Raw genomic sequence first — 23,058 nt, forward strand, 5'->3', positions numbered from 1 at the left:
ACGAGCAGGGCCAATCACGGCCAGAACCGCAGGAGACCGAGTATGACAAAGACCCCCGGCATTGCCGTCACCGGCGCCTCTGGCCGCATGGGCCAAATGTTGATCCGTGAGATCACCTCCAGCGATAAAATGCATCTGGCGGCAGCGGTTGAGCGGGCGGGCCATGATTGGGTTGGTCGTGACATCGGCGAAGCGATGGGTGGCACCGCGTCGGGCGTGACCGTCACCGACGACGCCGCAGAGGCTTTTGCCAAAGTGCAGGCCGTCATCGACTTTACCGCGCCGCAGGCCACGATCGCCTTTGCCGCCGCGGCCGCGAAGGCTGGGATCGTGCATGTGATCGGCACCACGGGGATGAGCGACGATGAGATTGCGCAGCTTGCCCCGGCGGCCGAACAGGGGGCGATCATCATCCGCGCGGGTAATATGAGCCTTGGGGTGAACCTGCTGACGCAGCTGACCCGTCAGGTCGCGGCAGCGCTGGACGCGGATTACGACATTGAAATCATCGAATCGCATCACAACCAGAAGGTTGACGCACCTTCCGGCACCGCTTTGATGCTGGGCGAAGCCGCCGCCGAGGGGCGCGGCGTGAAGCTGGCCGACGTCTCCGACCGGGGCCGCGACGGAATCACCGGCGCGCGGGAAAAGGGCGACATCGGTTTCACCGCGATCCGGGGTGGCGATATCGTGGGCGAACATGACGTGATGTTCGCCGCAGCGGGCGAACGGATCATCCTGCGCCACATCGCGTCAGACCGAGCGCTCTTTGCGCGGGGCGCGCTTAAGGCAGCGCTTTGGGGGCAGGGGCAGGCGCCCGGCGAATATGACATGCTGGATGTGCTGGGCCTCAAAACCTAGCAAGACGCAGTTTAGCTGAAACTTTACCTTCGCAGGCTACGTGAATGCCGCAGGCAATTCACTGAAGGGAGGTTTCGATGAGGTCCATTTTTGCACTAGCCGCGACAGCGGTATTGGCGTTGAGCGCGATGCCGGCAGCGGCAGAATACGCGCGTATTCAAAGCAAGTCGGACTTCGTGGAGGCTGTGAACGGGAAAAGACTAACCCGCCCGCTCGTCGATCTGCGCGTAACCTCCGGCGGGGCCATTTCTGGCAAAGGCGCGGTTTGGGAGGTTGTTGGCACATGGACATGGGAAAACGGCTATTTCTGCCGCACATTGGTCTGGGGCGGCAAGGATATGGGCTATAATTGCCAAGTCGTCACGCGCGACGGTGCGAAAATCCGCTTCACCTCTGACAAAGGCACCGGCGAGTCGGCGGTGCTGAATCTGCGCTAAGGCGGTTCAGAAATCGACAGCGATGCCCTTTTTCTCCCAATCGCCATAGCGCACAGGCTCTGGCCCATCGCGCCCGCCCAGTTCAGCGGGCAGGTCGAGCGCTGCTTCGGCCTTACGGCGCGCAGCGGCTTCGGCCAGCGCGCGTTGAGCGGCGGCTGGCAGGTCGGGGCCGGGGGTCGGGGTCGGATCATGCGGCGTATCCGGCATGGGCTTTGGCCCCGGTTTTGGCTGCGGCGGCAGGTCCGGCGCGGGGCTTGGAGTTGGATCAGGGCCGGGTTTACTGTCGGGAATGGGGCGTTGATCGGTCATCATGGTCCTCTTGAGCCAAGTTCTCCCTTGATATACGTCGTGCGCTGGCCCAGACAACCCGGCAACCCCAGACGTAGACCCAGATAGGATAAGATCATGGCAGACACAGGCGTTCAGGCCCGCAGAAGCGCAGTATATCTGCTGGATATGATCTTGGACGATGAGCCGCGGCTGATGTCCGAGCTTTTGGCATCTGGCGCGCTGGACAAGCTGCCCCCTGATGATCGCGCCCGTGCGCAACGTTTGGCGCAGGACACCCTGCGCGGGTTGGAACGCGCCGACCGGCTGTTGCAAAAGCACCTGCAAAAGGCCCCGCCGCTGACGGTGCGCAATGTGCTGCGCGTCGGCACGGTGGAGTTGTGTCAGGGCGGCGCGGCGCATGGGGTCGTGAATGCGATGGTGAACCTCGTCTCGCAACACCGCACGCTGAGCCATCTCAAAGGGCTGACCAACGCGGTGCTGCGCAAGATCGCGGCACAGGGACCGGAGGCATGGGACGCCCTGCGCGCGCCGCGCTTGCCCAAATGGCTGCGTGGTCCGCTGGCAGAGGCTTGGGGCACGGACGCCATCGCCGCGATGGAAGAGGCGCATTTTGCTGGCGCACCGCTTGATCTAACCGCCAAGGGCGATGCGAGTGCTTTGGCCGAGGCCGTAGGCGGTACGCTCCTGCCCACGGGATCGGTGCGCGTGATGAACGCCGGTCAGGTCTCTGCCATGCCCGGCTTTGCGGAAGGCGACTGGTGGGTGCAGGATGCCGCTGCCGCGATTCCGGTCCGGGTGCTGGCGCCTAAAGAGGGCGAACGTGTGCTGGACCTTTGCGCCGCGCCGGGGGGCAAGACCATGCAGCTTGCCGCTGCGGGCGCTGAAGTCACCGCCGTTGACCAATCGCATCCCCGTATGCAGCGGGTGAAGGAAAACCTGACCCGCGTGGGCCTCAAGGCTAAGACGCTCACCAAAGATGCGCGTGCTGTGCAGGGCGAGTTTGACGCGATCCTGCTGGATGCGCCGTGCTCTGCCACTGGCACCATCCGCCGCCACCCAGATCTGCCCCACGCCAAGGACGGATCGGAATTTGGTGACCTTATCGAGTTGCAGTCAGAGCTGATCGACCACGCGTGGAGCCTGCTCAAACCCGGCGGGCGGTTGGTGTTCTGCACCTGTAGCCTGCTGCCCGATGAAGGCGAAGTGCAGGTCGACGAGGCGCTAGAGCGGCATGGTGACATGACGGTCGACCGCGCCGCGTTGGACGTGGCCGGGGTCGAGGCGGCGTGGATCACCGAAGAAGGCGGCCTACGCCTGCGGCCTGATTTCTGGGCCGACAAAGGCGGGATGGACGGGTTCTATATCGCCTGCCTGCGCAAAGGCTGAGCGTCACGCCCCCGGTGGCGGTGAGGGCACGGCGAGATATGCGGCTTTAGGGATATCCATCAAACCGCGCAGTCCTAGCGTATCAGCATCTTTTGGCGTGAGCTGGGTGATGGCGTCGCGCAGGGCGGCGAATGTCGCCGCGCGATCCGCGCCGGCTGCCGCGATATAGGGCAGGCACGGCGTAGCTTGTGTGCTGTCCAACACCCGCAGGCGATCCGCGAAAGCGTCATATCGCTGGATCAACCGCCACGACACCGCATCAAGTGCTGCAATATCCGCGCGCCCTTCGGCGACGGTTTGGGCTGAGTTCCGGTGCCCGTGGCTTTGCGAGCGATCCTCAAACCAGAATCCCTCCGCCATGCAATGCGCATAGGGGGCGGCATAGCCGGATTGCGAGAATGTCTGGTTGTAAGCAAAGCGCGCCGTGCGAAAATCAGAAATTGTTTCACGGGGATCATCGGCGCGGACGACAAAAACGCTGTTGTAATACCCCGACGGGCAGCCTTCGACGCCAAACACAGGTGTGCCGATCAGCGTGACACAGTCGTGCAGCCACAGGCGGTAAGGCATCCCGCAGGTTTGCGAGAGGATCAGGCCTTCCGCCTTCCAAACCGCGAACTCCTCGACCTCATTGCTCAATTCCTTAGGGGCCGCGATGCCGCGCGTGGCGAGTTCGTCTCGGATCAACGCCCAATACCGCGCCGTTGCCTCAGCAGTCTCCGGGCGCAGGTACATCATCAGGCTGGCAATCATTCAAGGCGCGCTCCGGTTAGGTGTTCTTGTTTAGGCAGCGGCCACCCGCGCTGGCAAGGGACCGTTCCCCGCCTATTGCCCGACAGTGAGGGAAAATCCGGTGACTCATTGCGGCGCGGTGGCTATGCTGTCGCCAAACGCCATCAGAGCGTCAGGGGCAGCTTGATATGACTAATCTTTCCAGCGTCATGGCCCGAAGGGCACGGTTTTTGAACCGTTGGCACGCTTGGCGCGCGACCCGTGGCCGAGGGCGGGTGGTCGGCTTCACCTCGTCGCCTGAGCCCCGCACAATTGGCTCTTTCGCGCGGGGGCGGCAGTTGATGGCAGGCAATTACCTCTTTGCAGGCAGCCTGCTGACCGCACCGCAGACCGCTATGTGGGAGTTGCCCTCTCCCGACCCTGCCTTCGCAGCTGAATTGCATGGCTTTGCATGGCTGGATGACCTTGCCGCCGTGGGCGACGCACGGGCGCGGGCGGCGGCGCAGGAGTGGCTTTGGGGCTGGATTGACCGCTTTGGCCGTGGGCAGGGGCCGGGCTGGACCCCGGCCTTAACGGGGCGGCGGCTGATCCGCTGGATCAACCACGCGCTTTTCATGTTGCGGGGGGCAGAAGCCGAGCAGAGCGATGCGTTTTACCGCGCGCTGGAGCAGCAGACCCGATTTCTGTCAAAGCGCTGGAATGCCTCCGCCCCGGGCCTGCCGCGGTTCGAAGCGCTGACCGGGCTGATCTACGCGGGCCTCTCGCTAGAGGGGCTGGAGGAACTGGCCGACCCAGCGATCAAGGCACTGGCGCGCGAATGTGCCAGTCAGATCGACGCCGAGGGCGGCCTGCCCACCCGCAACCCCGAAGAACTGCTCGTCGTTTTTACCCTGCTGACATGGGCCGCAGCTGCGCTCAGCGATGCGGGCCGCAGCACGCCCAAAGAACACCTGACCGCGATCGAGCGTATCGCGCCCACCCTGCGCAGCCTGCGCCATGCGGATGGGGCGCTGGCGCGGTTTCACGGCGGTGGGCGCGGCATGGAAGGTTGGCTGGACCACGCTCTGGCGGCGGCCAAAGTCAAAACGCGGCAGCCCGATGGCCTGGCCATGGGCTATGCAAGGCTGTCGGCGGGGCGCACCAGCGTGATCGTAGATGCGGCGGCCCCGCCGAGCGGCGCGGCCTCTGCCAATGCCCATGCGTCCACACTGGCGTTTGAGCTCACCTCGGGGCGGCGGCCTTTGGTGGTGAACTGCGGCAATGGCGCGTCATTTGGGTTGGAGTGGCGCCGGGCGGGGCGCGCTACACCGTCGCATTCGGCCCTGTCGCTGGTCGGCCACTCCAGCGCGCGGCTGGCCGAACCCGACCGTCATAGCGGGGAGGAGGCGCTGATCAACGGCCCGCGTCATGTACCGGTGGAGATTGCAGAAGAGTCTGACGGCCTGCGCTTTGATGGGGGCCACGACGCCTATCTGCGCAGTCACGGACTGACCCACGCGCGGCGGCTTGAGCTCACCTCCGACGGGCGCGGTCTGTCGGGAGAGGATATGCTGCTGGCGATAGAGGATGCGGAGAAGCGGCGGTTTGACAAGATGTTGGATGCCACGCGGCTTAAAGGCGTGCCCTTTGATATTCGTTTTCACCTGCACCCGGATGTCGATGCTACGGTCGACCTTGGCGGGGCTGCAATCTCCATGGCGCTGAAAAGCGGTGAGATTTGGGTGTTTCGCCATGACGGCACGCATAATCTGTCATTGGAACCAGGGGTTTACCTTGAGGCAACCCGCCTAAAACCGCGTGCAGCGCAGCAGATTGTGCTGACCGGATACGCCATGAACTATGCCACACGGGTGCGCTGGTCCTTGTCCAAAGCGCAGGAAACTGCGATTGGCGTGCGAGATTTGTCGATCGACGATCCCTATGCTGATGAAGACTGACCAAGGAACCAGCCCCATGCCCGACCTCTATCCCATCAAACGCGCCCTGCTTTCCGTATCTGACAAGACCGGTCTTTTGGACCTTGGCAAGGCGCTGGCGGCGCGGGGCGTCGAACTGCTCAGCACCGGCGGCACGGCACGCGCACTGCGCGAGGCGGGGTTAAAGGTGCTGGATGTGGCCGATATAACGGGCTTCCCCGAGATGATGGACGGGCGGGTAAAGACGCTGCACCCGGTGGTGCACGGTGGCCTTCTGGCCCTGCGCGATAATGATGAACATGTCGGCGCGATGAACGAGCATAACATCGGCGCGATCGATCTGGTTGTGGTGAACCTCTACCCGTTCGAGGAAACCGTCGCCAAAGGCGCGGAATACGCTGAAGTCATCGAGAATATTGACATTGGCGGCCCTGCAATGATCCGGTCTGCGGCCAAGAACCACGGTTTCGTCAATGTGGTGGTCGATGTCGAAGACTACGCCGAAGTCATCGCTGAGATGGAGGCCAACGACGGCCAGACATCTTACGCCCTGCGCCAGCGCTTGGCCCAGACTGCCTATGCCCGCACCGCCGCCTATGACACTGCCGTTAGCACATGGATGGCCGAACAGGTCGCAGGCACCCCGCGCCGCCGCACTTTTGGCGGTACGTTGGCCCAGACCCTGCGCTATGGCGAAAACCCGCACCAGCAGGCGGCTTTCTACACCGACGGCTCCACCGCGCCCGGTCTGGCCAACGCCGTGCAGCATCAGGGCAAGGAACTGTCCTACAACAACATTAACGACACCGACGCGGCCTTTGCGCTGGTCAGCGAGTTTGACCCGAAGGACGGCCCCGCCTGCGCGATCATCAAACACGCCAACCCCTGCGGCGTGGCACGGGGTGAAACGATGCTGGAGGCCTACAAACGCGCCTTTGATTGTGACCGCACCTCAGCATTTGGCGGCATCATCGCGCTGAACCAGCCGCTTGACGGCCCCACCGCGGAAGCCATCGCCGCGATCTTCACCGAAGTTGTCATCGCCCCCGGCGCGGATGAGGATGCCAAGCGTATCTTTGCGGCCAAGAAAAACCTGCGTCTGTTGACCACCGAAGGTCTGGCCGACCCTGCCGCCGCTGCACTGGCCGTGCGTCAGGTTTCGGGCGGCTTTTTGGTGCAGGACAAGGACGTGGGCCGCGTCAGCCGCGATGATCTGAAGGTCGTGACCAAGCGCAAGCCTTCGGATCAAGAGCTCGACGACATGCTCTTTGCTTGGACTGTGGCGAAACACGTCAAATCCAATGCGATCATCTATGTCAAAGACGGCGCCACCGTTGGTGTCGGCGCAGGCCAGATGAGCCGGGTGGACAGCACGCGCATCGCCGCGCGCAAGGCCCAAGACATGGCCGAGGTGATGGACATCGACGCGCCGCTGACCCAAGGGTCGGTCGTGGCCTCCGATGCGTTCTTCCCCTTCGCGGACGGTCTGATCACGGCGGCAGAGGCTGGGGCGACGGCGCTGATCCAGCCGGGTGGCTCAATGCGGGACGATGAAGTGATCGCTGCAGCGGATGAAGCGGGCCTTGCCATGGTCTTCACCAACATGCGCCACTTCCGGCACTAAGCGAAGGGCAGCACCATGCGGACATTCGGCATCGCGGCCTTTGTGGCCTTTATGATCGACCAGATCAGCAAATATGTGGTCATTCACATGATGGAGCTGGCACGCATCCGCTCTATCGACGTGCTGCCCCCGGTGCTGAATTTCCGCTACGGCGAAAACCGGGGCATCAACTTTGGCCTTGGTGGCGACATGAGCCAATGGGTGCTGATAGCGGTGGCGCTGGCGATCTGCGCGGGCGTCACCCTCTGGCTTTGGCGCAGCCCGCATGGGCGCTGGGCGCAGCTGGGCGGCGGCTTGCTGGTCGGCGGGGCCTTGGCGAATGTGGCCGATCGGCTGATCTATGGCTATGTGCTGGATTTCCTGAACAACTCCTGCTGCGGCCTGAATAATCCATTCGTCTACAACCTTGCCGATGTCTTTATTTTTGCCGGCGCTTTGGGCCTGATCCTCTTTACCGGAGAGCCGAACACCGCGCCCAAGCGCCGGGGCAAAAAAGGTCAGTGACATTGCCCGCTCGCCTGCGATATTGAGAGCTAGACCCCGAAAGGAGACACCATGCGCCGCATTGCCCTCATCAGCTTGATCCCGCTGGCCCTCGCCGCCTGCAGCAATCAGGGCCTTCGCGACTTGCAGCCTGTTTCTGAAGGGCCGGATGAGTTCCTGATCCAGCCGGTCAAGCCGCTGGAACGCCCAGATAATTTGAATGCACTGCCGACCCCCGCGCCGGGGCAGGCGAACCTGACCGACCGGTCGGCGGTGGCCGAAGGTGTGGCGGCATTTGGCGGGCGTCTGGACACGTCTACCGCAATCCCCGCTGGGGACGCCGCGCTGGTCCAACATACGGGCCGAATGGGCGTGCAACCCGGCATTCGGGCCACGCTGGCCCAATCTGATGCGGAATTCCGCAAGCGCAAAGGGCGGTTCACCCAGTTCCGCATCGTGCCCGTGGATCGCTATAGCCAAGCCTACCAGCGCCAAACCCTCGACGCCTATAGCGAGGCAGAGCGTTGGCGAAATGCGGGCGGGCGCACGCCCTCTTACCCGCCGCAAGAAGACACACGTTTTCGCTAGGCTTCTTGAAAGTAGCGCCAGACCGCGTAGGTAATGCGGGAGGCGATATATTTCGAGGTAAGCAATGATCCGACTGCCGATGATGGCGGCCCTGGTGGCGACGCTCTTCACAGCCCCCTCCGCGCAGGCGCGCGATAATGAGAATGAGGCGGTAACCCATTTCACCCTCGATAACGGCATGGAGGTCGTGGTCGTCGAAGACCACCGCGCCCCGGTCGTGCAGCAAATGGTCTGGTACCGCGCGGGATCGGCTGATGAACCCAAAGGGTCATCCGGGGTGGCGCACTTTCTTGAACACTTGCTTTTCAAGGCGACGGACAAGCTGGAGTCGGGCGAGTTTTCCGCGACCGTGGCCGCCAACGGTGGGCGCGACAATGCCTTCACCAGCTACGACTACACCGCCTATTTCCAGCGCGTCGCCGCTGACCGCCTCGGCCTGATGATGGAGATGGAGGCCGACCGGATGAAAAACATCCGCCTGACCCCCAAAAACATCGAAACCGAACGCGATGTGATTTTGGAAGAGCGCAACCAGCGGACCGAGAACAACCCCGCCGCGCTGTTCAGCGAACAGCTCAACGCCGCGCAATATCTCAACCACCGCTACGGCGTGCCGATCATCGGCTGGAAACATGAGATGGAGGAGTTGGACCTCGAAGATGCGCTGTCTTTCTATGAGCTCTACTATTCGCCCAACAACGCGATCCTCGTGGTCTCGGGCGATGTGACACCAGAGGAAGTGCGCGTCCTGGCCGAAGCCACCTACGGCCAAATCCCCGCCAACCCCGAATTGCCGGAACGCCTGCGCACCGCAGAGCCGCCGCAAATCGCCGAACGTCGGTTGATCTACAAAGACCCCCGGGTGGCTCAACCCTATGTGCGCCGCTCGTACCTCGCCCAAGAGCGTGACAGCGGTGCCCAAGAGGAAGCGGCAGCACTGCTGTTGCTAAGCGAGTTGCTCGGCGGCGGTACCACGTCTTACCTTGCCGAAAAGCTGCAATTCGATGAGCAGATCGCCAACTACACCGGCGCCTTCTACAAGGCCGATACGCTGGACGACACGACCTTCGACCTCGTCGTGCTGCCCGTGCCCGGCGTCAGCCTTCAGCAAGCTGAAGAGGCGCTGGACGAGGTGCTGGTGCAGTTCATGGAAGCCGGGGTGGACCCAGAACACCTTGAGCGCCTCAAATCACAGTTGCGCGCCGATCAGATCTACGCCCGCGACGATGCAGATCGTGTGGCAAATCGCTACGGCTCGGCCCTTGCCATCGGCCTGACCGTCGAAGACGTGCAGGACTGGCCCGATGTGCTGCAAGCCGTCACCGCCGAAGACATCATGCAGGCCGCCCGCGACCTGTTCGACAAACGCGCATCGGTCACCGGTTGGCTGATGAAGGAGGACGCGCAATGAGACTGATCTACGCCCTGATCCTGACGGTAGTTGCGGCACTCCCCGCCCGAGCCGAAGTCGACATTCAGCCCGTCACCAGCCCCGGCGGCATCACCGCTTGGTTGGTCGAAGAGCATTCGATCCCCTTCGTCGCTTTGGAAATCCGTTTCCGCGGTGGCGCTTCGCTGGACGCCCCCGGCAAACGCGGCGCGATCAATCTGATGACAGGCCTTCTGGAAGAGGGCGCAGGCGACATGGACGCGCGTGCCTTTAGCCGCGAGACCGAAGCACTGGCCACGAGTCTCAGCTTTGACGTGTCAGATGATGCGCTCTCCGTCTCCGCCCGTTTCCTGACCGAGAACCGCGACGCTTCCATCGAGTTGCTGCGCGCCGCGCTGTTGGAGCCGCGCTTTGACGAAGACGCAGTTGAGCGTGTGCGCGGTCAGGTGATCTCAAACATCCAGTCGAACCAGAAAGACCCGAATGAGATCGCCCGCGAGACCTTTGACAAGGTCGCTTTTGGCGACCACCCCTACGGCAGCTCCCTGAACGGTACGTTGGAGACCGTGGCCGGGCTAACCCGCGACGATCTGATCGCGGCCCAGAGCGCTGTGCTGGCCCGTGACCGTATCTATGTGGGTGCGGTGGGGGACATCACGCCCGAAGAACTGGGTGAGCTGCTCGACACCCTGCTGGGCGATCTGCCTGCCAAAGGGGCGCCGATGCCTTCCCGCGCCGAAGTCGATATTCCAGCCGGCACCACGCTGGTCGATTTCGCTACGCCGCAATCTGTCGCGATCTTTGGTCAGCCGGGCCTTGCGCAGGATGATCCCGATTGGTTTACCGCCACGGTGCTGAACCACGTTCTCGGCGGTGGCGGTTTCGAATCCCGGCTGATGACTGAGGTGCGTGAGAAGCGCGGCCTGACCTACGGTGTCTATTCCTACCTCGCCCCGCGCGATCTGGCTGAGACCTATCTCGGCTCCGTCAGTTCGGCCAATGACCGTATCGGTGAGGCGATTGACGTGATCCGCGCCGAATGGGCCAAAGCCGCTGCCGAAGGCATTACCCAAGAGGAACTGGAAGCCGCCAAGACCTATATCACCGGCGCCTATCCGCTGCGTTTTGACGGAAATAGCCCGATTGCCAATATCCTCGTCGGTATGCAGATGCTCGACCTGCCGACCGACTATATCGCCACCCGCAACGACAAGGTTGAGGCCGTGACGCTGGCGGATGTCAAACGTGTAGCGGCTGATCTGCTGGACCCGGAAAACCTGCACTTCGTCGTGGTCGGCCAGCCCGAGGGGCTTGAGGCTTCCACCTCACCGCAGGAATGAAAAAAGCGCCGCTCCCGAAAAGGGGCGGCGCTTTCAACTTGTCTCGGGCGTCAGGGCTTATTCGCCGTAAGGCACCCAGATGTTCTTAACCTCGGTCGCGGCTTGCAGGAATTCGCGCCCCGCGCCCTCGGCCCCGAACCAATCGCGCGCCATACCGTGGTTGACCCAAGTGCGCTTGATATTGCTCGCTGCCCCTTTCTCAACCACGCCAGACAGTTCCGCCGCGCCAAAGCACCAAACCGCATCAATATCCATATGCCGCGCCATCGGCTCGGCCAAATCGGCCTGCGGTCCGGTCAGGATATTGACCACCCCGGCAGGCACGTCCGATGTCTCAAGCACCTGCACGAAATCAGTCGCCGCCAGCGGGAAGGGCTCGCTCGCCGACAGGATCACCCGGTTGCCCATGGCAATCGCTGGCGCCATGCAAGCGACCAACCCCAAGAGCGGTGCCTCAGCCGGGCAGAGCGCCCCGATCACGCCCACAGGTTCCTTCATCGCCAGCGCCACACCCCGGATCGGCACGCCGTGCACTTGACCGTCGTATTTGTCGGCCCATGCGGCATAGGTGAAGAGCCGGTCAATCGCGGCGTCGACTTCCTTGCGGCCCGTCTTCGTCCCCTGCATCGCATCAAGCCGCGCGGCAAATTCATCACCCCGCGCAGAGAGGTTCTCAGCAATGTAGTAGAGGATCTGCGCCCGCAGATGGCCAGTGGTCTTTGACCAGCCCTTCGCCGCATGCGCCGCTTCGACCGCGTTGCGGACATCCTTGCGGCTGGCAAGGCTTACATGCCCCAACAGCCCACCAGACTTGCCCCAGACCGGTGCGGAATAGCCGCCATCGGGCCGCGCTTGCTTGCCCCCAATATAAAGCTTCGCTGTACGGTCAATCCCGTCTTCCGGTGCGCCTTCGCCAGTGAAGGGCTCAATCTCTTTCAGCGGCTTGCCGGAAACCTTTGGCTTCGTATAGCCCGCCAGACCTTCCCAACCGCCCTCACGGCCAAAGCCACTCTCGCGCTTGCCACCGAAGCCGGCGGCGGCGTCCATCATATTGGTGCCGTTGACCCAGACGATCCCGGTCTCCAACTGTGGCGCAATATCAAGCGCCAGGTTCACATTCTCGGTCCAGACCGTCGCCGCCAGCCCGTAGCGCGTGTTATTGGCTAATTGCACGGCCTCGCTAGGCGTGCGGAAGGTGGTCGAGACCAATACCGGCCCAAAAATCTCTTCCTGCATCAGCGTGTCGGCGGGGTTCAACCCGGTGATCAGCGTCGGCGGATAGAAACACCCATTCTCCGGCATCGCGCCCGGCGTCACAAAACGCTCACCCGCAGTATTCGCCTCCACCATCTCGCTCACGCGCTTGTATTGCACCGGGTCCACCAGCGCACCAACGTCAACGCTCTTGTCCAGCGGATCGCCAATGCGCAGCTTCTCCATCCGCGTGCGCAGCTTGGCATAGAAACGATCAGCCACCGGCTCATGCACCAAAAGGCGCGAGCCCGCACAGCAGACCTGCCCCTGATTGAACCAAATCGCGTCAACCAACCCTTCGATCGCACTATCAAGATCGGCGTCATCAAAGACGATGTAAGGCGATTTTCCACCCAACTCCAAAGTCAGCGCCTTGCCCGAACCTGCCGTCGCCTCACGAATGCGGCGGCCCACGGCGGTAGAGCCGGTAAAGGCGATCTTGTCGATATCCTCATGGGTGACAATCATCTCGCCAACTGCCCCATCGCCGGTGACGATGTTAACGACACCCTTCGGCAACCCAGCCTGACGGCAGATATCTGCAAACAACAACGCCGTCAGCGATGTATACTCAGCAGGCTTCAACACGACAGTATTGCCCATCGCCAGCGCCGGAGCGATCTTCCACGCCAGCATCAACAGCGGGAAGTTCCACGGAATGATCTGCCCACACACGCCAAGCGCCTGCGCATCGGGCAGTTCGCTTTCCATCAACTGCGCCATGCCCGCGTGATAATAGAAATGTCGCTGCGCCAAGGGCACATCGATATCGCGCGCCTCGCGGATCGGCTTGCCGTTGTCTAACACCTCCAACACTGCAAACAGCCGCGCATGCTTTTGCAGCAACCGCGCCAGCGCATAGATATGCCGCGCCCGGCCATGGCCGCCCAGCTTCTCCCACTTCGGCTGCGCCTTTCGCGCGGCCTTCACCGCGCTATCAACATCACCCTGCGTCGCCTGCGTCAGGCTGGCCAAAACCTCGCCCGTGGCCGGGTTGGTGCTGTCGAAACCCGCTCCCGGCGCGGTGAAAGCGCCATCAATGAAATGACCAAAACGCCCGCCCTGATCCACGATCCACGCCAGCGCATCTGCCGCCGATTCCGGGGCTGGCCCGTATTCCATGCTCTCAAAAATCTCGGACACGCTCATGCCTTCATCCTTTTCCAAATACCGTCCCGAAGCCTGCAACAGGCTCAGGAGGTCGCGTGGCGGTAGCCCGCCGAATAATTTCCGGTCACATGATGCTCCAACTGCCGCTCGATATCGCCCAAGAGCGAGGACGCGCCAAAGCGGAACAGATCAGGCTGCAACCAACGGTCGCCCAGCTCTTCCTTCATCAAGGCCAGATAGGTGATCGCATCCTTGGCTTTCGAGATGCCGCCAGCAGGCTTATAGCCCACCCGCACCCCGGTACGCTCATAATACTCACGGATCGCGCGGATCATCACGAGGCTGACAGGCAGCGTGGCGTTGACGCTTTCCTTGCCGGTGGAAGTCTTGATGAAGTCCGCCCCGGCCATCATGCAAACCAGCGACGCGCGTGCGACATTGCGCAACGAGCCCAATTCGCCGGTGGCAAGGATCGCTTTTACATGGGCCTCCCCGCAGGCCTCACGGAAGGCGCGCATTTCGTCGTAAAGCGCCTGCCAATCGCCCGAAAGCACATGGCGGCGCGAGATCACGATGTCGATCTCGCTGGCCCCTTCTTCCACACTCATCTCAATCTCTCGGATACGCAGTTCCAGCGGCGACAGGCCTGCCGGAAAGCCGGTAGAGACGGCGGCGATGGGGATATTCGTCCCTTCCAGCGCTTTGCGCGCGGCGGGGATCATCTCGTGATAAACGCAAACCGCGCCGGTAGTGATCGGTGCCATGCCAAGCGCATCAAGCAGATCCGGCGCAATCGGTTGGCGGGCCTTGGCGCAAAGCCGCTCAACCCGGCGCGCGGTGTCATCGCCCGACAGGGTCGTCAGGTCGATACAGGTCACAGCGCGCAGCAGCCAAGCGGCCTGATGCGCTTTTTTCAGCGAACGGCGCGCGGGCAGGGCGGCGGCACGGCGCTCAATCGCCGAGGTGTTCGCCTGCACAGAGCGCAGCCAATCCATATCAAGCGGCATAGGCTCAACGCGCTGTTCAGTCACCTGCGGCAGATGGCCGGGTGTGCCGGTTTCTGTGTCGCTTTCCTGCGGGGTCGTTTGGGTGGCCATCGGGTCTCTCCGGTTTGGTCAGGCAGGCAAAATGGCATGAGGCCGAGGGCAAGGCAAGCGACGCTAACCCCGCGTCACTTGGGGAATGCCTCAAAACTAAGCGAAATGCTGCAATTGTTAATGAGAACCATTCGCAACTGTTGACTTAATTGAGAATCGTTCTCATTAATGTCTCATGAAACATGTATCTGACCCTTTTCGCCCGTCCCGCCGTACCGCATTGATCGGTGGCCTGAGTGCATTTGCACTTCTGGGAGCGGCCCCTGCCGCCTTCGCGGCACAAAAGCTCAACATCGTCGCGACGACAGGTATGATCGCCGACGCCGCCCGCCGCGTTGGTGGCGATTTGGTTGAGGTCCGCTCGCTGATGGGCTCAGGCGTCGATCCGCACAGCTATCGCCAAACCCGCAGCGACATCGTGGCGCTGACCCGCGCCGATCTGGTGCTCTGGCATGGCCTCTACCTTGAGGCACAGATGGAGCGGTTTTTTGAGGATCTGGGCCGCAAGCGCGCCGTGGTCGCTGTGGCCGATGCGCTGCCTAAGGACGATCTGCTCAGCCACCCTGACTACGAGGGCCGCTATGACCCGCACGTCTGGATGGACCCCAAAACATGGATCGCCGTCGTGGATGAGGTTACCCGCGCGCTGACCGAGGCCCAGCCCGCAGGGGCCGAGACCTTTGCTCAGAACGCGGCCACCTATCGCGCGGAGTTGGAGCAATTAGCCAGCTATGCGGCCGAGACCGTGGCGCAGGTGCCAGCAGACCAGCGCGTGCTGGTCACGGCCCATGATGCCTTCAGCTATTTCGGACGCGCCTTTGGGTTTGAGGTGATCGGCATTCAGGGCATCTCGACCAACAGTGAGGCGGGATTGAACCGTATCTCTGGGCTGGTCGATGAACTGGTCGAGCGCGAGATCGGCGCGGTCTTTGTCGAAACCTCGGTTTCCGACCGCAACATGCGTGCGCTGGTCGAAGGGGCTGCGGCGCGCGGTCATGAGGTCGTGATCGGCGGATCGCTCTATAGTGACGCCATGGGGGAACCCGGCAGCTATGAGGGCACTTATATCGGTATGATCGATCACAATGTCACCACCATCGCCCGCGCGCTCGGCGCGTCGGTGGATGCGGGCGGGATGAACGGCAAGCTGGTACAGGGAAGCTGATCTATGACACTTGAACTTGCCAGCAGTCGCGAAACCGCGCCCACGTCCCGCGCCGACAGCCCGCTTGCCGTGCGCGGGATGACCGTCTCTTATGGGCAGAAGCCTGCGGTCTTCTCGGTCGATATGACCGTTGAGCCGGGCAAGATGACGGCGATCATTGGCCCGAATGGCGCGGGCAAGTCGACTTTGCTCAAGGCCGCTTTGGGCATTCTTACCCCACTCGCTGGCACCGCCACCGTCTATGGCAAGCCGGTCGCCGAACAGCGCCACCGGATTGCCTATGTGCCGCAACGCGCCAGCGTGGATTGGGATTTCCCGACCCGCGTGATCGACGTGGTGCTGATGGGTCTCTACCCACAGTTGGGCCTTTTGGGCCGCATCCGCCCCGTGCACCGCGCCCGCGCCACAGATTGTCTGGCGCGCGTCGGGATGGAGGATTTCGCCACCCGCCAGATCGGCCAGCTGTCGGGCGGCCAGCAACAGCGGGTGTTTCTTGCACGGGCTTTGGCGCAGGACGCAGACCTTTATCTGTTGGATGAACCCTTTGCCGGGGTCGATGCGGCGACCGAGAAGGCGATCATCGCCGTGCTGAAATCTCTGAGGGACGCAGGTAAGACGGTTGTGGCCGTGCACCATGACCTGTCGACCGTGGCCGAGTATTTCGACAATGTGTTCCTTATCAATACCCACCGCGTCGCCGAAGGCAGCGTCGAAGACGTATTTCAAGCCCACCACCTGCAAGACGCCTATGGAGGGCGCTTGGCCGGCGCGCAGATGGATGCGCTGCAACTGTCATGATCTGGGACGCGCTGACGCTACAACTGGGCTATAACGCCACGCTGGTGACACTGGGGGCCACGCTTTTGGGCATGGCCGCAGGGGTCGGCGGCACTTTTCTTTTCCTGCGCAAACGGGCGCTGGTGAGCGATGCGATATCGCATGCAACGCTGCCCGGTGTGGCGATTGCTTTCATGGTGATGGTCGCGTTCGGGGATGACGGGCGCAACCTGATTGGCCTGCTGTTGGGCGCGGCGGCGTCGGCAGCGGCAGGGCTGCTCTTGGTCTCATGGCTCAGCAACCGCACGCGGCTGGCCGAAGATGCGGCGATTGGCTCTGTGCTGTCGGTTTTCTTTGGGCTTGGCATCGTCTTGCTGACCGTGATCCAGAACATGAGTGCCGGACGGCAGGCGGGGCTAGAGGATTTCCTTTTGGGCTCCACCGCCGGGATGCTGCGCAACGATGCGCTGATTATCGCGGTGGCAGCGGCGCTGACGCTGGCGCTGGTTTTGCTCTTGCGCCGCCCGCTGACATTGGCGTCGTTCGATCCCGAATATGGCACCGCCATCGGCCAGAACGTGCCACGCACGGATCTGGCGATGATGGGGCTGGTGCTGGCCGTGACGGTTGTGGGGCTCAAAATCGTCGGGCTGATCCTGATTGTCGCGCTGTTGATCATCCCGCCCGTGACTGCCCGGTTTTGGAGCGAGCGGACCGATCACGTGGTGCTGATCTCAGGCGCACTTGGCGGCATCGCGGCCTATGTCGGTGCGGCGCTGTCGGCGGCGCAGCCGAACCTGCCGACGGGGCCGATTATTGTGCTGGTGGGTTTCGCGCTCTTCGCGCTGTCGCTGCTGCTGGCACCGGGGCGCGGGGCGCTGTCGGCTCTGCTGCGGCACCGCCGGTACCAGCGCCGGGTGCATCTCCGGCAGGGGTTGCTGGCGCTGGCCCATGGGCAACCGATCTACGAACAACTCACCCTGCGGCTGCTGCGCGCCGAAGGCTACGCCCTGCCCGATGGGGTGGCCACCAAAGCAGGCCGGGGCCGCGCCGCAAAGGCGCTGCGGGATGAGACCCGCTGGCAGCTCATCCGCCGCGATCCGGCTTATGAGGCCGCCGCCCAGCAATATGACGGTCTGACTCCGATTGAGACGGTGCTGACCGCCGATCAAATTCGCGAAATTGACAGCCGCATCGACATGCGCGGCGGGGTGATGGCATGAACGGTTCTGAATTTGTCCCCCTCTCGTTGGTGCCAATGCTTATCGGCATTTTCGTCGCCGTGGCTTGCGCCCTGCCGGGGAACTTCCTTGTGCTGCGCCGCCAAGCGCTGATCGGCGATGCGATCAGCCATGTGGTGCTGCCGGGGATCGTCGTCGCGTTTCTGGTGACCGGCGTGGTCAGCACGTGGCCGATGCTGCTGGGCGCCGCGGGCGCGGCGCTGGTTTCTGTGATGGCTATTGAGGGCGTGCGCCGCTTGGGCAAGATCGAATCCGGTGCGGCGATGGGCGTGATTTTTACCGCGATGTTCGCGGGCGGCGTGCTGCTGCTTGAGCAATCGGACACCAGCAATGTGCATTTGGATGTGGAACATGCGCTTTACGGCAACCTTGAAAGCCTGATCTGGCTGGACGCGACCGGCTGGGGCTCTCTGCTAGACCCCGAAGCGCTGGCGACCATCCCGGTTGAACTGCCGCGCATGGCTGTGACGCTGCTTTTCGTCGCGCTTTTCACAGCGCTGTTCTGGAGACCGCTGAAAATCAGCACCTTCGACGAAGGGTTCGCCCGCACCATCGGCATGAAGACCGGGCCGCTTGGCCTTGGGCTGGTGATTGTCGCGGCGATTGCCGCTGTGGCCGCGTTTGATGCGGTGGGCAGTATCATTGTCATCGCCATGTTCATTTGCCCCCCCGCCGCCGCACGGATGATGACCAACCGGTTGGAGCATCAGATTGCGTGGTCGGTGCTTTTTGCCACGCTCGCCGCAGTGCTGGGCTATGTTTTGGCGGGATATGGGCCGCTTTGGATCGGCATGCGGGATTCGGTCTCGGCAGCCGGAATGATCGCCACAGTCTCGGGTGTTATCCTTGGGCTGGCAGCACTTATGGGCCCGCATCGGCAAAGAGGCGCCGCAGCACCCGCTGCTTAAGGGAATCGCAACGATTCGTTTTTTACGCGACCGATTCGCTTTTGCTTTGACCTGTGATTCGTCCTGCGTCTATACAGGTGGCAAGCTCCCCCCGGAGATCACTTTTACCCGGGTCGCCCGCCGCTCTGATAAGACCGGAATAACAAAAGCACCAGTGCGCCGAGTAGACGACCCATAAGCGGATCGCCCCAGCATTGGCGGCGGTCCGCTGACTTCCCTAAACCCCTCTGATAAGCGTTTTCTACGCCCCATTCGCATCTGGCAGAATCGGCGTAGCCCAGCTAGGTTTTGCGGTATGGCCACTACGAACCCCAATATAAGCGAAAATCGCCCCGTTATCCGGCAATTGGATGATTCCGCGATCAATCGTATCGCCGCAGGCGAGGTGGTCGAACGTCCGGCCTCTGCCGTGAAGGAACTGGTCGAAAACGCCATCGACGCCGGCGCGCGGCGGATCACGGTGGAATACGCCGACGGCGGCAAGACGATGATCCGTGTGACCGATGATGGCTGCGGCATTGCGCCCGACGATCTCGCACTGGCTTTGTCGCGACATGCTACCTCCAAGATCGATGGGTCCGACCTGCTGAACATCCACACTTTCGGCTTTCGTGGCGAGGCGCTGCCCTCGCTCGGCGCGGTCGGGCGGCTGACCATCACCAGCCGGGCTGCGGGTTTTGAGGGGGCCGAGATTACTGTCGACGGTGGCCGCATGGGCGAGGCGCGCCCAGCAGCACTCAACAGCGGCACCATCGTCACCCTGCGCGATCTGTTCTTTGCCACGCCAGCGCGCCTCAAGTTTCTGCGCACCGACCGAGCCGAAGCGCAGGCGATTGGTGATGTTATCAAGCGGCTGGCCATGGCCGAGCCCTTCGTGCGCTTCGTGCTGCGCGATGTCTCGGGCGACGGCAAAGGCCGCGATGTCTTCCGCGCCGAGGCTGAGCAGGGGGATCTGTTTGAAGCGTTGCATGGTCGTCTGGCGCAGGTCTTGGGCCGTGAGTTTGCCGAAAACTCCCTGCCCATCGATGCGATGCGCGAGGGGCTGCACCTGACGGGTTTCGCAGCACTGCCAACCTATTCGCGCGGCTCTGCGGTGGCGCAATATCTTTTTGTGAATGGCCGCCCGGTGCGGGACAAGCTGCTGACCGGCGCGTTGCGCGGTGCTTATTCCGATTTCCTCAGCCGCGACCGTCACCCGGCGGCGGCGCTCTTTGTCGAATGCCCGCCGACTTTGGTGGATGTGAACGTGCACCCGGCCAAGTCCGAAGTGCGTTTCCGCGATCCCGGTCTGGCGCGGGGGCTGATCGTCTCGGCGCTGCGCCATGCGCTGGCCGAAGCAGGGCACCGCGCCTCAACCACCGTGGCGCAGGCGACGCTTGGCGCGATGCAGCCAGAGCCACAGGGCGCGCGGGTCTACCAGATGGATCGCGCAGGCATGGACCGCCCCAGCCCCGCTGCGCGCCAAGCTGCCTATGAGGCGCAAGCGCCCGGCTTTGCCGAGACCGCAGGCGTTTGGGGCCGGGTGGAAGGCACGCCGATGCCCGCTGCACCGGTTGTTGAAGAGGCGTCAGAGGCTCCTGCGCCGGACTACCCGCTCGGCACTGCGCGCGGGCAGGTGCATGAGAATTACATCATCGCCCAAACCGCCAATGGCATGGTCATTGTGGATCAACACGCCGCGCATGAGCGGTTGGTCTACGAAAAACTGAAACGCCAGATGAATGACAACGGCGTGGCGGCCCAAGCGCTGCTGATCCCTGAGATTGTCGAACTGTCTGCCAACGACTGTGCGCGGCTGCTGGAGTTGGCCGACGACCTCGCGAAACTCGGCCTTGGCATCGAAGCCTTTGGCGGCAGCGCCATCGCGGTGCGCGAAACCCCTGCGATCCTCGGCACCGTGAACGCCCGCGCGCTGATCCTTGATGTGCTGGACGAATTGGCCGACGGCGACAGCAGCAACATCGTGCAGGCCAAGATCGAAGCGATCCTAAGCCGCGTGGCCTGTCACGGCTCGATCCGTTCAGGCCGCTGGATGCGCGCAGAAGAGATGAACGCCCTGCTGCGCGAGATGGAGGCGACCCCCCATTCCGGCCAGTGCAACCACGGTCGCCCCACCTACGTCGAGCTTAAACTGGCTGACATCGAACGGCTTTTCGGGCGCACTTGATGGAGCTTGGCGGCGCGACTTTGAACTTGTCTGATCCTCTGACTCTCGCAGCGCTCGCGGGGGCGGGACTGCTATTCCTCATCATCATCCTGCTTATCATGGCGGTCCGCGCCGCAGGCCGCTCGGCCCGCGTGGCCGCACCCTTGGCCCAGCAGATGCGCATCCTTGGGGGGCATGTGCAGCAGTTGGGGCAGGGGCAAGAGCAGCTGCGGGGCGGGTTGCAGATGGTGTCGGACACCCAGACCAACACCCAAGCGCAGATGATGCAAAGCATGGAAGCGCGGCTGGCCCATGTGCAGCAGCAGATGCAGGACCGTTTGGCCGAGAACGCCGCCCGTTCGGCTCGGTCTTTGGCCGAGATGCAGCAGCGCATGACCGAAACGCTGCACGGCTCGTCCAAGCGCACCACGACCAGCCTGACGCAGCTGCAAGAACGGCTCGCCTCTATCGACAAGGCGCAGGACAATATCACCAAGCTTTCGGGCGATGTGCTGTCGCTACAAGACATACTGAGCAACAAGCAGACGCGTGGCTCCTTCGGTGAAATTCAGTTGCGTGACATCGTTTCCAAGGCTTTGCCGAGCGACAGCTATTCGCTGCAAGCCACGCTCAGCAACGGCAAGCGCCCCGATTGTCTAATCCATCTGCCCAACCCACCGGGGCCGATTGTGATCGACAGTAAATTCCCGCTGGAAGCCTATGAGGCGCTGCGCCGCGCCAAGACCGATGTCGAGGCCCGCGCCGCTGCTCAGCAGATGAAAACCGCCGTGCGGGTGCATCTGAACGCGATTGCCGACAAATATATTCTGGAGGGTGAGACCGCCGAGGGCGCGTTGATGTTCCTGCCCTCTGAAGCCGTCTATGCCGAGCTGCACGCGAACTTCCCCGAACTGGTGCGCGAAGGGTTTGAAAAGCGCGTCTGGATCGTCAGCCCGACCACCTGCATGGCCACGCTCAACACCATGCGCGCCATTCTGAAAGACGCGCGGATGCGTGAACAGGCAGGCGCAATTCGCCGCGAATTGGGCAACCTGAACAAGGATGTCGAGCGGTTGGCGATGCGTGTGGGCAACCTTGACCGCCACTTCAGCCAAGCGCGCCGCGATGTCGAAGAGATCAAGGTCAGCAGCGAGAAAGCCGCCAAACGTGCAGGTCGATTGCATAATTTCGACTTCGAAGAACTGGCCGAAGAGAAATCCGAAGCTATTGTTCCCTTAAGGAAACCCGAAGGGAACAGCTAGATGCGGGACGTGGATATCACCGGTATGACACTGGATGCGATGCAGGCACGGGCCGCCGCGTTGCGCAGCGATATCTTACACACCCCGGTGGTGTCGCTATCTTCTCCCATGATTGATGACGTTCTGCGGGGTGCCCATGTGGCGCTCAAACTGGAGTGTTTTCAGCATACCGGCACGTTCAAAGCACGCGGGGCGCTGTCGGTCGCGCGCAACCTTGATGACGACACCCGCGGGCGGGGTATCACGGCGGCCAGCGCCGGCAACCATGCCATTGCCGCAGGGTGGGCCGCGGCCAAGCTGGGAATCAGCGCCAAGGTGGTGATGCAAGACAACGCGAACCCGTTTCGCGTAGAACTGGCCCGCGCCACCGGGGCTGAAGTAGTTATGAAACCCCCGGGGGCGGAGACCTTTGCCGAGGCGGAGCGGCTGGTCCGCGATGAGGGGCGCTTTTTTATCCATCCTTTTGAGGGGCTGCATACTTCGCTTGGTACCGCAGGTGTGGGGCTGGAACTCATGGCGCAGGTGGCTGATCTGGACGCGGTGGTCGTCTCGGTCGGCGGTGGCGGGCTGATCAGTGGCGTGGCTGCGGCGGTCAAGGCGGTCAATCCGGCGTGCCGCGTTTACGGTGTGGAGCCTGTGGGCGCTGACAGCATGTCACAAAGCCTTGCCGCTGGAGAGCCGGTGACCATCCCAAAGGTCAATACCATCGCCGATAGCCTTGGCCCACCAATGGCGCTGCCCTTTGGCCATGCGCTTTGTGCGGTCTATGTCGATGATGTTGTGACGGTCAGCGATGACGAAATCTGTGCAGGGATGGTGGTGCTGCAACAGGCCGCAAAACTCGCGGTGGAACCTGCGGCCGGGGCCGCGATGGCCGGGGCACTTGGGCCATTGAGAGGTCACTTGGCCGGGCGCCGTGTTGGGGTGATCGTTTGTGGCGCCAACATCGACACCGAAAGTTATCTGGGCCAACTGGCCCGTGGGCAGGCAGCGCTTGAAAGCCTGCTCTCATAGCGGCCCGTTGCCAGACTGCTCGCAGCCCTACCGCCC

At 62.8% G+C, this 23,058-nt stretch carries 20 protein-coding genes; 16 read left to right on the forward strand and 4 right to left on the reverse strand.

All coding sequences use genetic code 11. From position 1 onward, the window contains the following. Positions 1 to 42 precede the first annotated feature (42 nt). Both dapB and DSM14862_RS02135 read left to right on the forward strand, forming a co-directional pair. Positions 43 to 861 carry a 4-hydroxy-tetrahydrodipicolinate reductase gene (gene dapB / locus DSM14862_RS02130; RefSeq protein ID WP_007118761.1) on the forward strand — a complete coding sequence of 273 codons (819 nt, stop codon included), beginning with the start codon at positions 43 to 45 and terminating at the stop codon, positions 859 to 861. Between the two features lie 77 nt (positions 862 to 938). Then, entirely contained in the window at positions 939 to 1,298 is a 360-nt protein-coding gene (locus DSM14862_RS02135; protein ID WP_007118762.1) for a hypothetical protein, read from the forward strand. 6 nt (positions 1,299 to 1,304) lie between these two features. On the opposite strand, the gene DSM14862_RS02140 is transcribed toward DSM14862_RS02135, so the two are convergent. Next, complete coding sequence (locus DSM14862_RS02140) at positions 1,305 to 1,607, reverse strand: DUF1674 domain-containing protein (protein WP_040700462.1); 303 nt, start codon at positions 1,605 to 1,607, stop codon at positions 1,305 to 1,307. Positions 1,608 to 1,703: 96 nt separating this feature from the next. On the opposite strand from DSM14862_RS02140, the gene DSM14862_RS02145 reads away from it, so the two are divergent. Further along, positions 1,704 to 2,975, forward strand: coding sequence for an RsmB/NOP family class I SAM-dependent RNA methyltransferase (locus DSM14862_RS02145; protein WP_007118764.1), 1,272 nt, complete (start codon positions 1,704 to 1,706; stop codon positions 2,973 to 2,975). Between the two features lie 3 nt (positions 2,976 to 2,978). On the opposite strand, the gene DSM14862_RS02150 is transcribed toward DSM14862_RS02145, so the two are convergent. After that, complete coding sequence (locus DSM14862_RS02150; protein WP_007118765.1) at positions 2,979 to 3,728, reverse strand: phosphate/phosphite/phosphonate ABC transporter substrate-binding protein; 750 nt, start codon at positions 3,726 to 3,728, stop codon at positions 2,979 to 2,981. Between the two features lie 167 nt (positions 3,729 to 3,895). On the opposite strand from DSM14862_RS02150, the gene DSM14862_RS02155 reads away from it, so the two are divergent. From DSM14862_RS02155 to DSM14862_RS02180, 6 genes are all read left to right on the forward strand, one after another. Continuing rightward, positions 3,896 to 5,644, forward strand: a complete 1,749-nt coding sequence (locus DSM14862_RS02155) for a heparinase II/III family protein (RefSeq protein ID WP_040700464.1) — start codon at positions 3,896 to 3,898, stop codon at positions 5,642 to 5,644. A gap of 16 nt (positions 5,645 to 5,660) precedes the next feature. Continuing rightward, entirely contained in the window at positions 5,661 to 7,247 is a 1,587-nt protein-coding gene (purH, locus tag DSM14862_RS02160) for a bifunctional phosphoribosylaminoimidazolecarboxamide formyltransferase/IMP cyclohydrolase (RefSeq protein ID WP_007118767.1), read from the forward strand. Positions 7,248 to 7,262: 15 nt separating this feature from the next. Further along, positions 7,263 to 7,751: a signal peptidase II gene (lspA, locus tag DSM14862_RS02165; RefSeq protein WP_007118768.1), complete on the forward strand. Its 489-nt coding sequence runs from the start codon at positions 7,263 to 7,265 to the stop codon at positions 7,749 to 7,751. Between the two features lie 51 nt (positions 7,752 to 7,802). Further along, positions 7,803 to 8,318 (forward strand): DUF3035 domain-containing protein, encoded by a 516-nt coding sequence (locus tag DSM14862_RS02170; RefSeq protein ID WP_007118769.1) that lies wholly within the window; start codon positions 7,803 to 7,805, stop codon positions 8,316 to 8,318. 64 nt (positions 8,319 to 8,382) lie between these two features. Beyond that, entirely contained in the window at positions 8,383 to 9,729 is a 1,347-nt protein-coding gene (locus DSM14862_RS02175; protein ID WP_040700466.1) for a M16 family metallopeptidase, read from the forward strand. Further along, positions 9,726 to 11,048, forward strand: coding sequence for a M16 family metallopeptidase (locus DSM14862_RS02180; protein ID WP_007118771.1), 1,323 nt, complete (start codon positions 9,726 to 9,728; stop codon positions 11,046 to 11,048). Before DSM14862_RS02175 ends, DSM14862_RS02180 begins: the two co-directional genes overlap by 4 nt. A 57-nt stretch (positions 11,049 to 11,105) precedes the next feature. Here the strand turns inward: DSM14862_RS02180 and DSM14862_RS02185 are convergent, their stop codons facing one another. Continuing rightward, a complete protein-coding gene (locus DSM14862_RS02185) occupies positions 11,106 to 13,451 on the reverse strand; it encodes an aldehyde dehydrogenase family protein (RefSeq protein WP_007118772.1) in 2,346 nt (781 codons plus the stop codon). Between the two features lie 44 nt (positions 13,452 to 13,495). After that, the gene (gene deoC, locus DSM14862_RS02190; RefSeq protein ID WP_007118773.1) at positions 13,496 to 14,509 is read right to left on the reverse strand and encodes a deoxyribose-phosphate aldolase; all 1,014 of its coding nucleotides are present in this window, start codon (positions 14,507 to 14,509) and stop codon (positions 13,496 to 13,498) included. Between the two features lie 175 nt (positions 14,510 to 14,684). On the opposite strand from deoC, the gene DSM14862_RS02195 reads away from it, so the two are divergent. From DSM14862_RS02195 to DSM14862_RS02225, 7 genes are all read left to right on the forward strand, one after another. Further along, positions 14,685 to 15,674, forward strand: a complete 990-nt coding sequence (locus tag DSM14862_RS02195; RefSeq protein WP_007118774.1) for a metal ABC transporter solute-binding protein, Zn/Mn family — start codon at positions 14,685 to 14,687, stop codon at positions 15,672 to 15,674. Between the two features lie 3 nt (positions 15,675 to 15,677). Next, a complete protein-coding gene (locus DSM14862_RS02200; RefSeq protein WP_007118775.1) occupies positions 15,678 to 16,472 on the forward strand; it encodes a metal ABC transporter ATP-binding protein in 795 nt (264 codons plus the stop codon). Continuing rightward, on the forward strand, positions 16,469 to 17,674 hold the full coding sequence (locus DSM14862_RS02205; protein ID WP_007118776.1) for a metal ABC transporter permease: 1,206 nt from the start codon (positions 16,469 to 16,471) through the stop codon (positions 17,672 to 17,674). Before DSM14862_RS02200 ends, DSM14862_RS02205 begins: the two co-directional genes overlap by 4 nt. Further along, positions 17,671 to 18,600, forward strand: coding sequence for a metal ABC transporter permease (locus DSM14862_RS02210; RefSeq protein ID WP_007118777.1), 930 nt, complete (start codon positions 17,671 to 17,673; stop codon positions 18,598 to 18,600). The genes DSM14862_RS02205 and DSM14862_RS02210 overlap by 4 nt, the downstream gene beginning before the upstream one ends. Positions 18,601 to 18,895: 295 nt before the next feature. Further along, entirely contained in the window at positions 18,896 to 20,767 is a 1,872-nt protein-coding gene (mutL, locus tag DSM14862_RS02215; RefSeq protein WP_007118778.1) for a DNA mismatch repair endonuclease MutL, read from the forward strand. Continuing rightward, on the forward strand, positions 20,764 to 22,008 hold the full coding sequence (locus DSM14862_RS02220) for a DNA recombination protein RmuC (protein WP_040700469.1): 1,245 nt from the start codon (positions 20,764 to 20,766) through the stop codon (positions 22,006 to 22,008). Before mutL ends, DSM14862_RS02220 begins: the two co-directional genes overlap by 4 nt. Then, positions 22,009 to 23,022, forward strand: coding sequence for a pyridoxal-phosphate dependent enzyme (locus DSM14862_RS02225; RefSeq protein WP_007118780.1), 1,014 nt, complete (start codon positions 22,009 to 22,011; stop codon positions 23,020 to 23,022). Positions 23,023 to 23,058: the final 36 nt, after the last annotated feature.

It is taken from the genome of Sulfitobacter indolifex (assembly GCF_022788655.1).
Classification (GTDB): domain Bacteria; phylum Pseudomonadota; class Alphaproteobacteria; order Rhodobacterales; family Rhodobacteraceae; genus Sulfitobacter; species Sulfitobacter indolifex.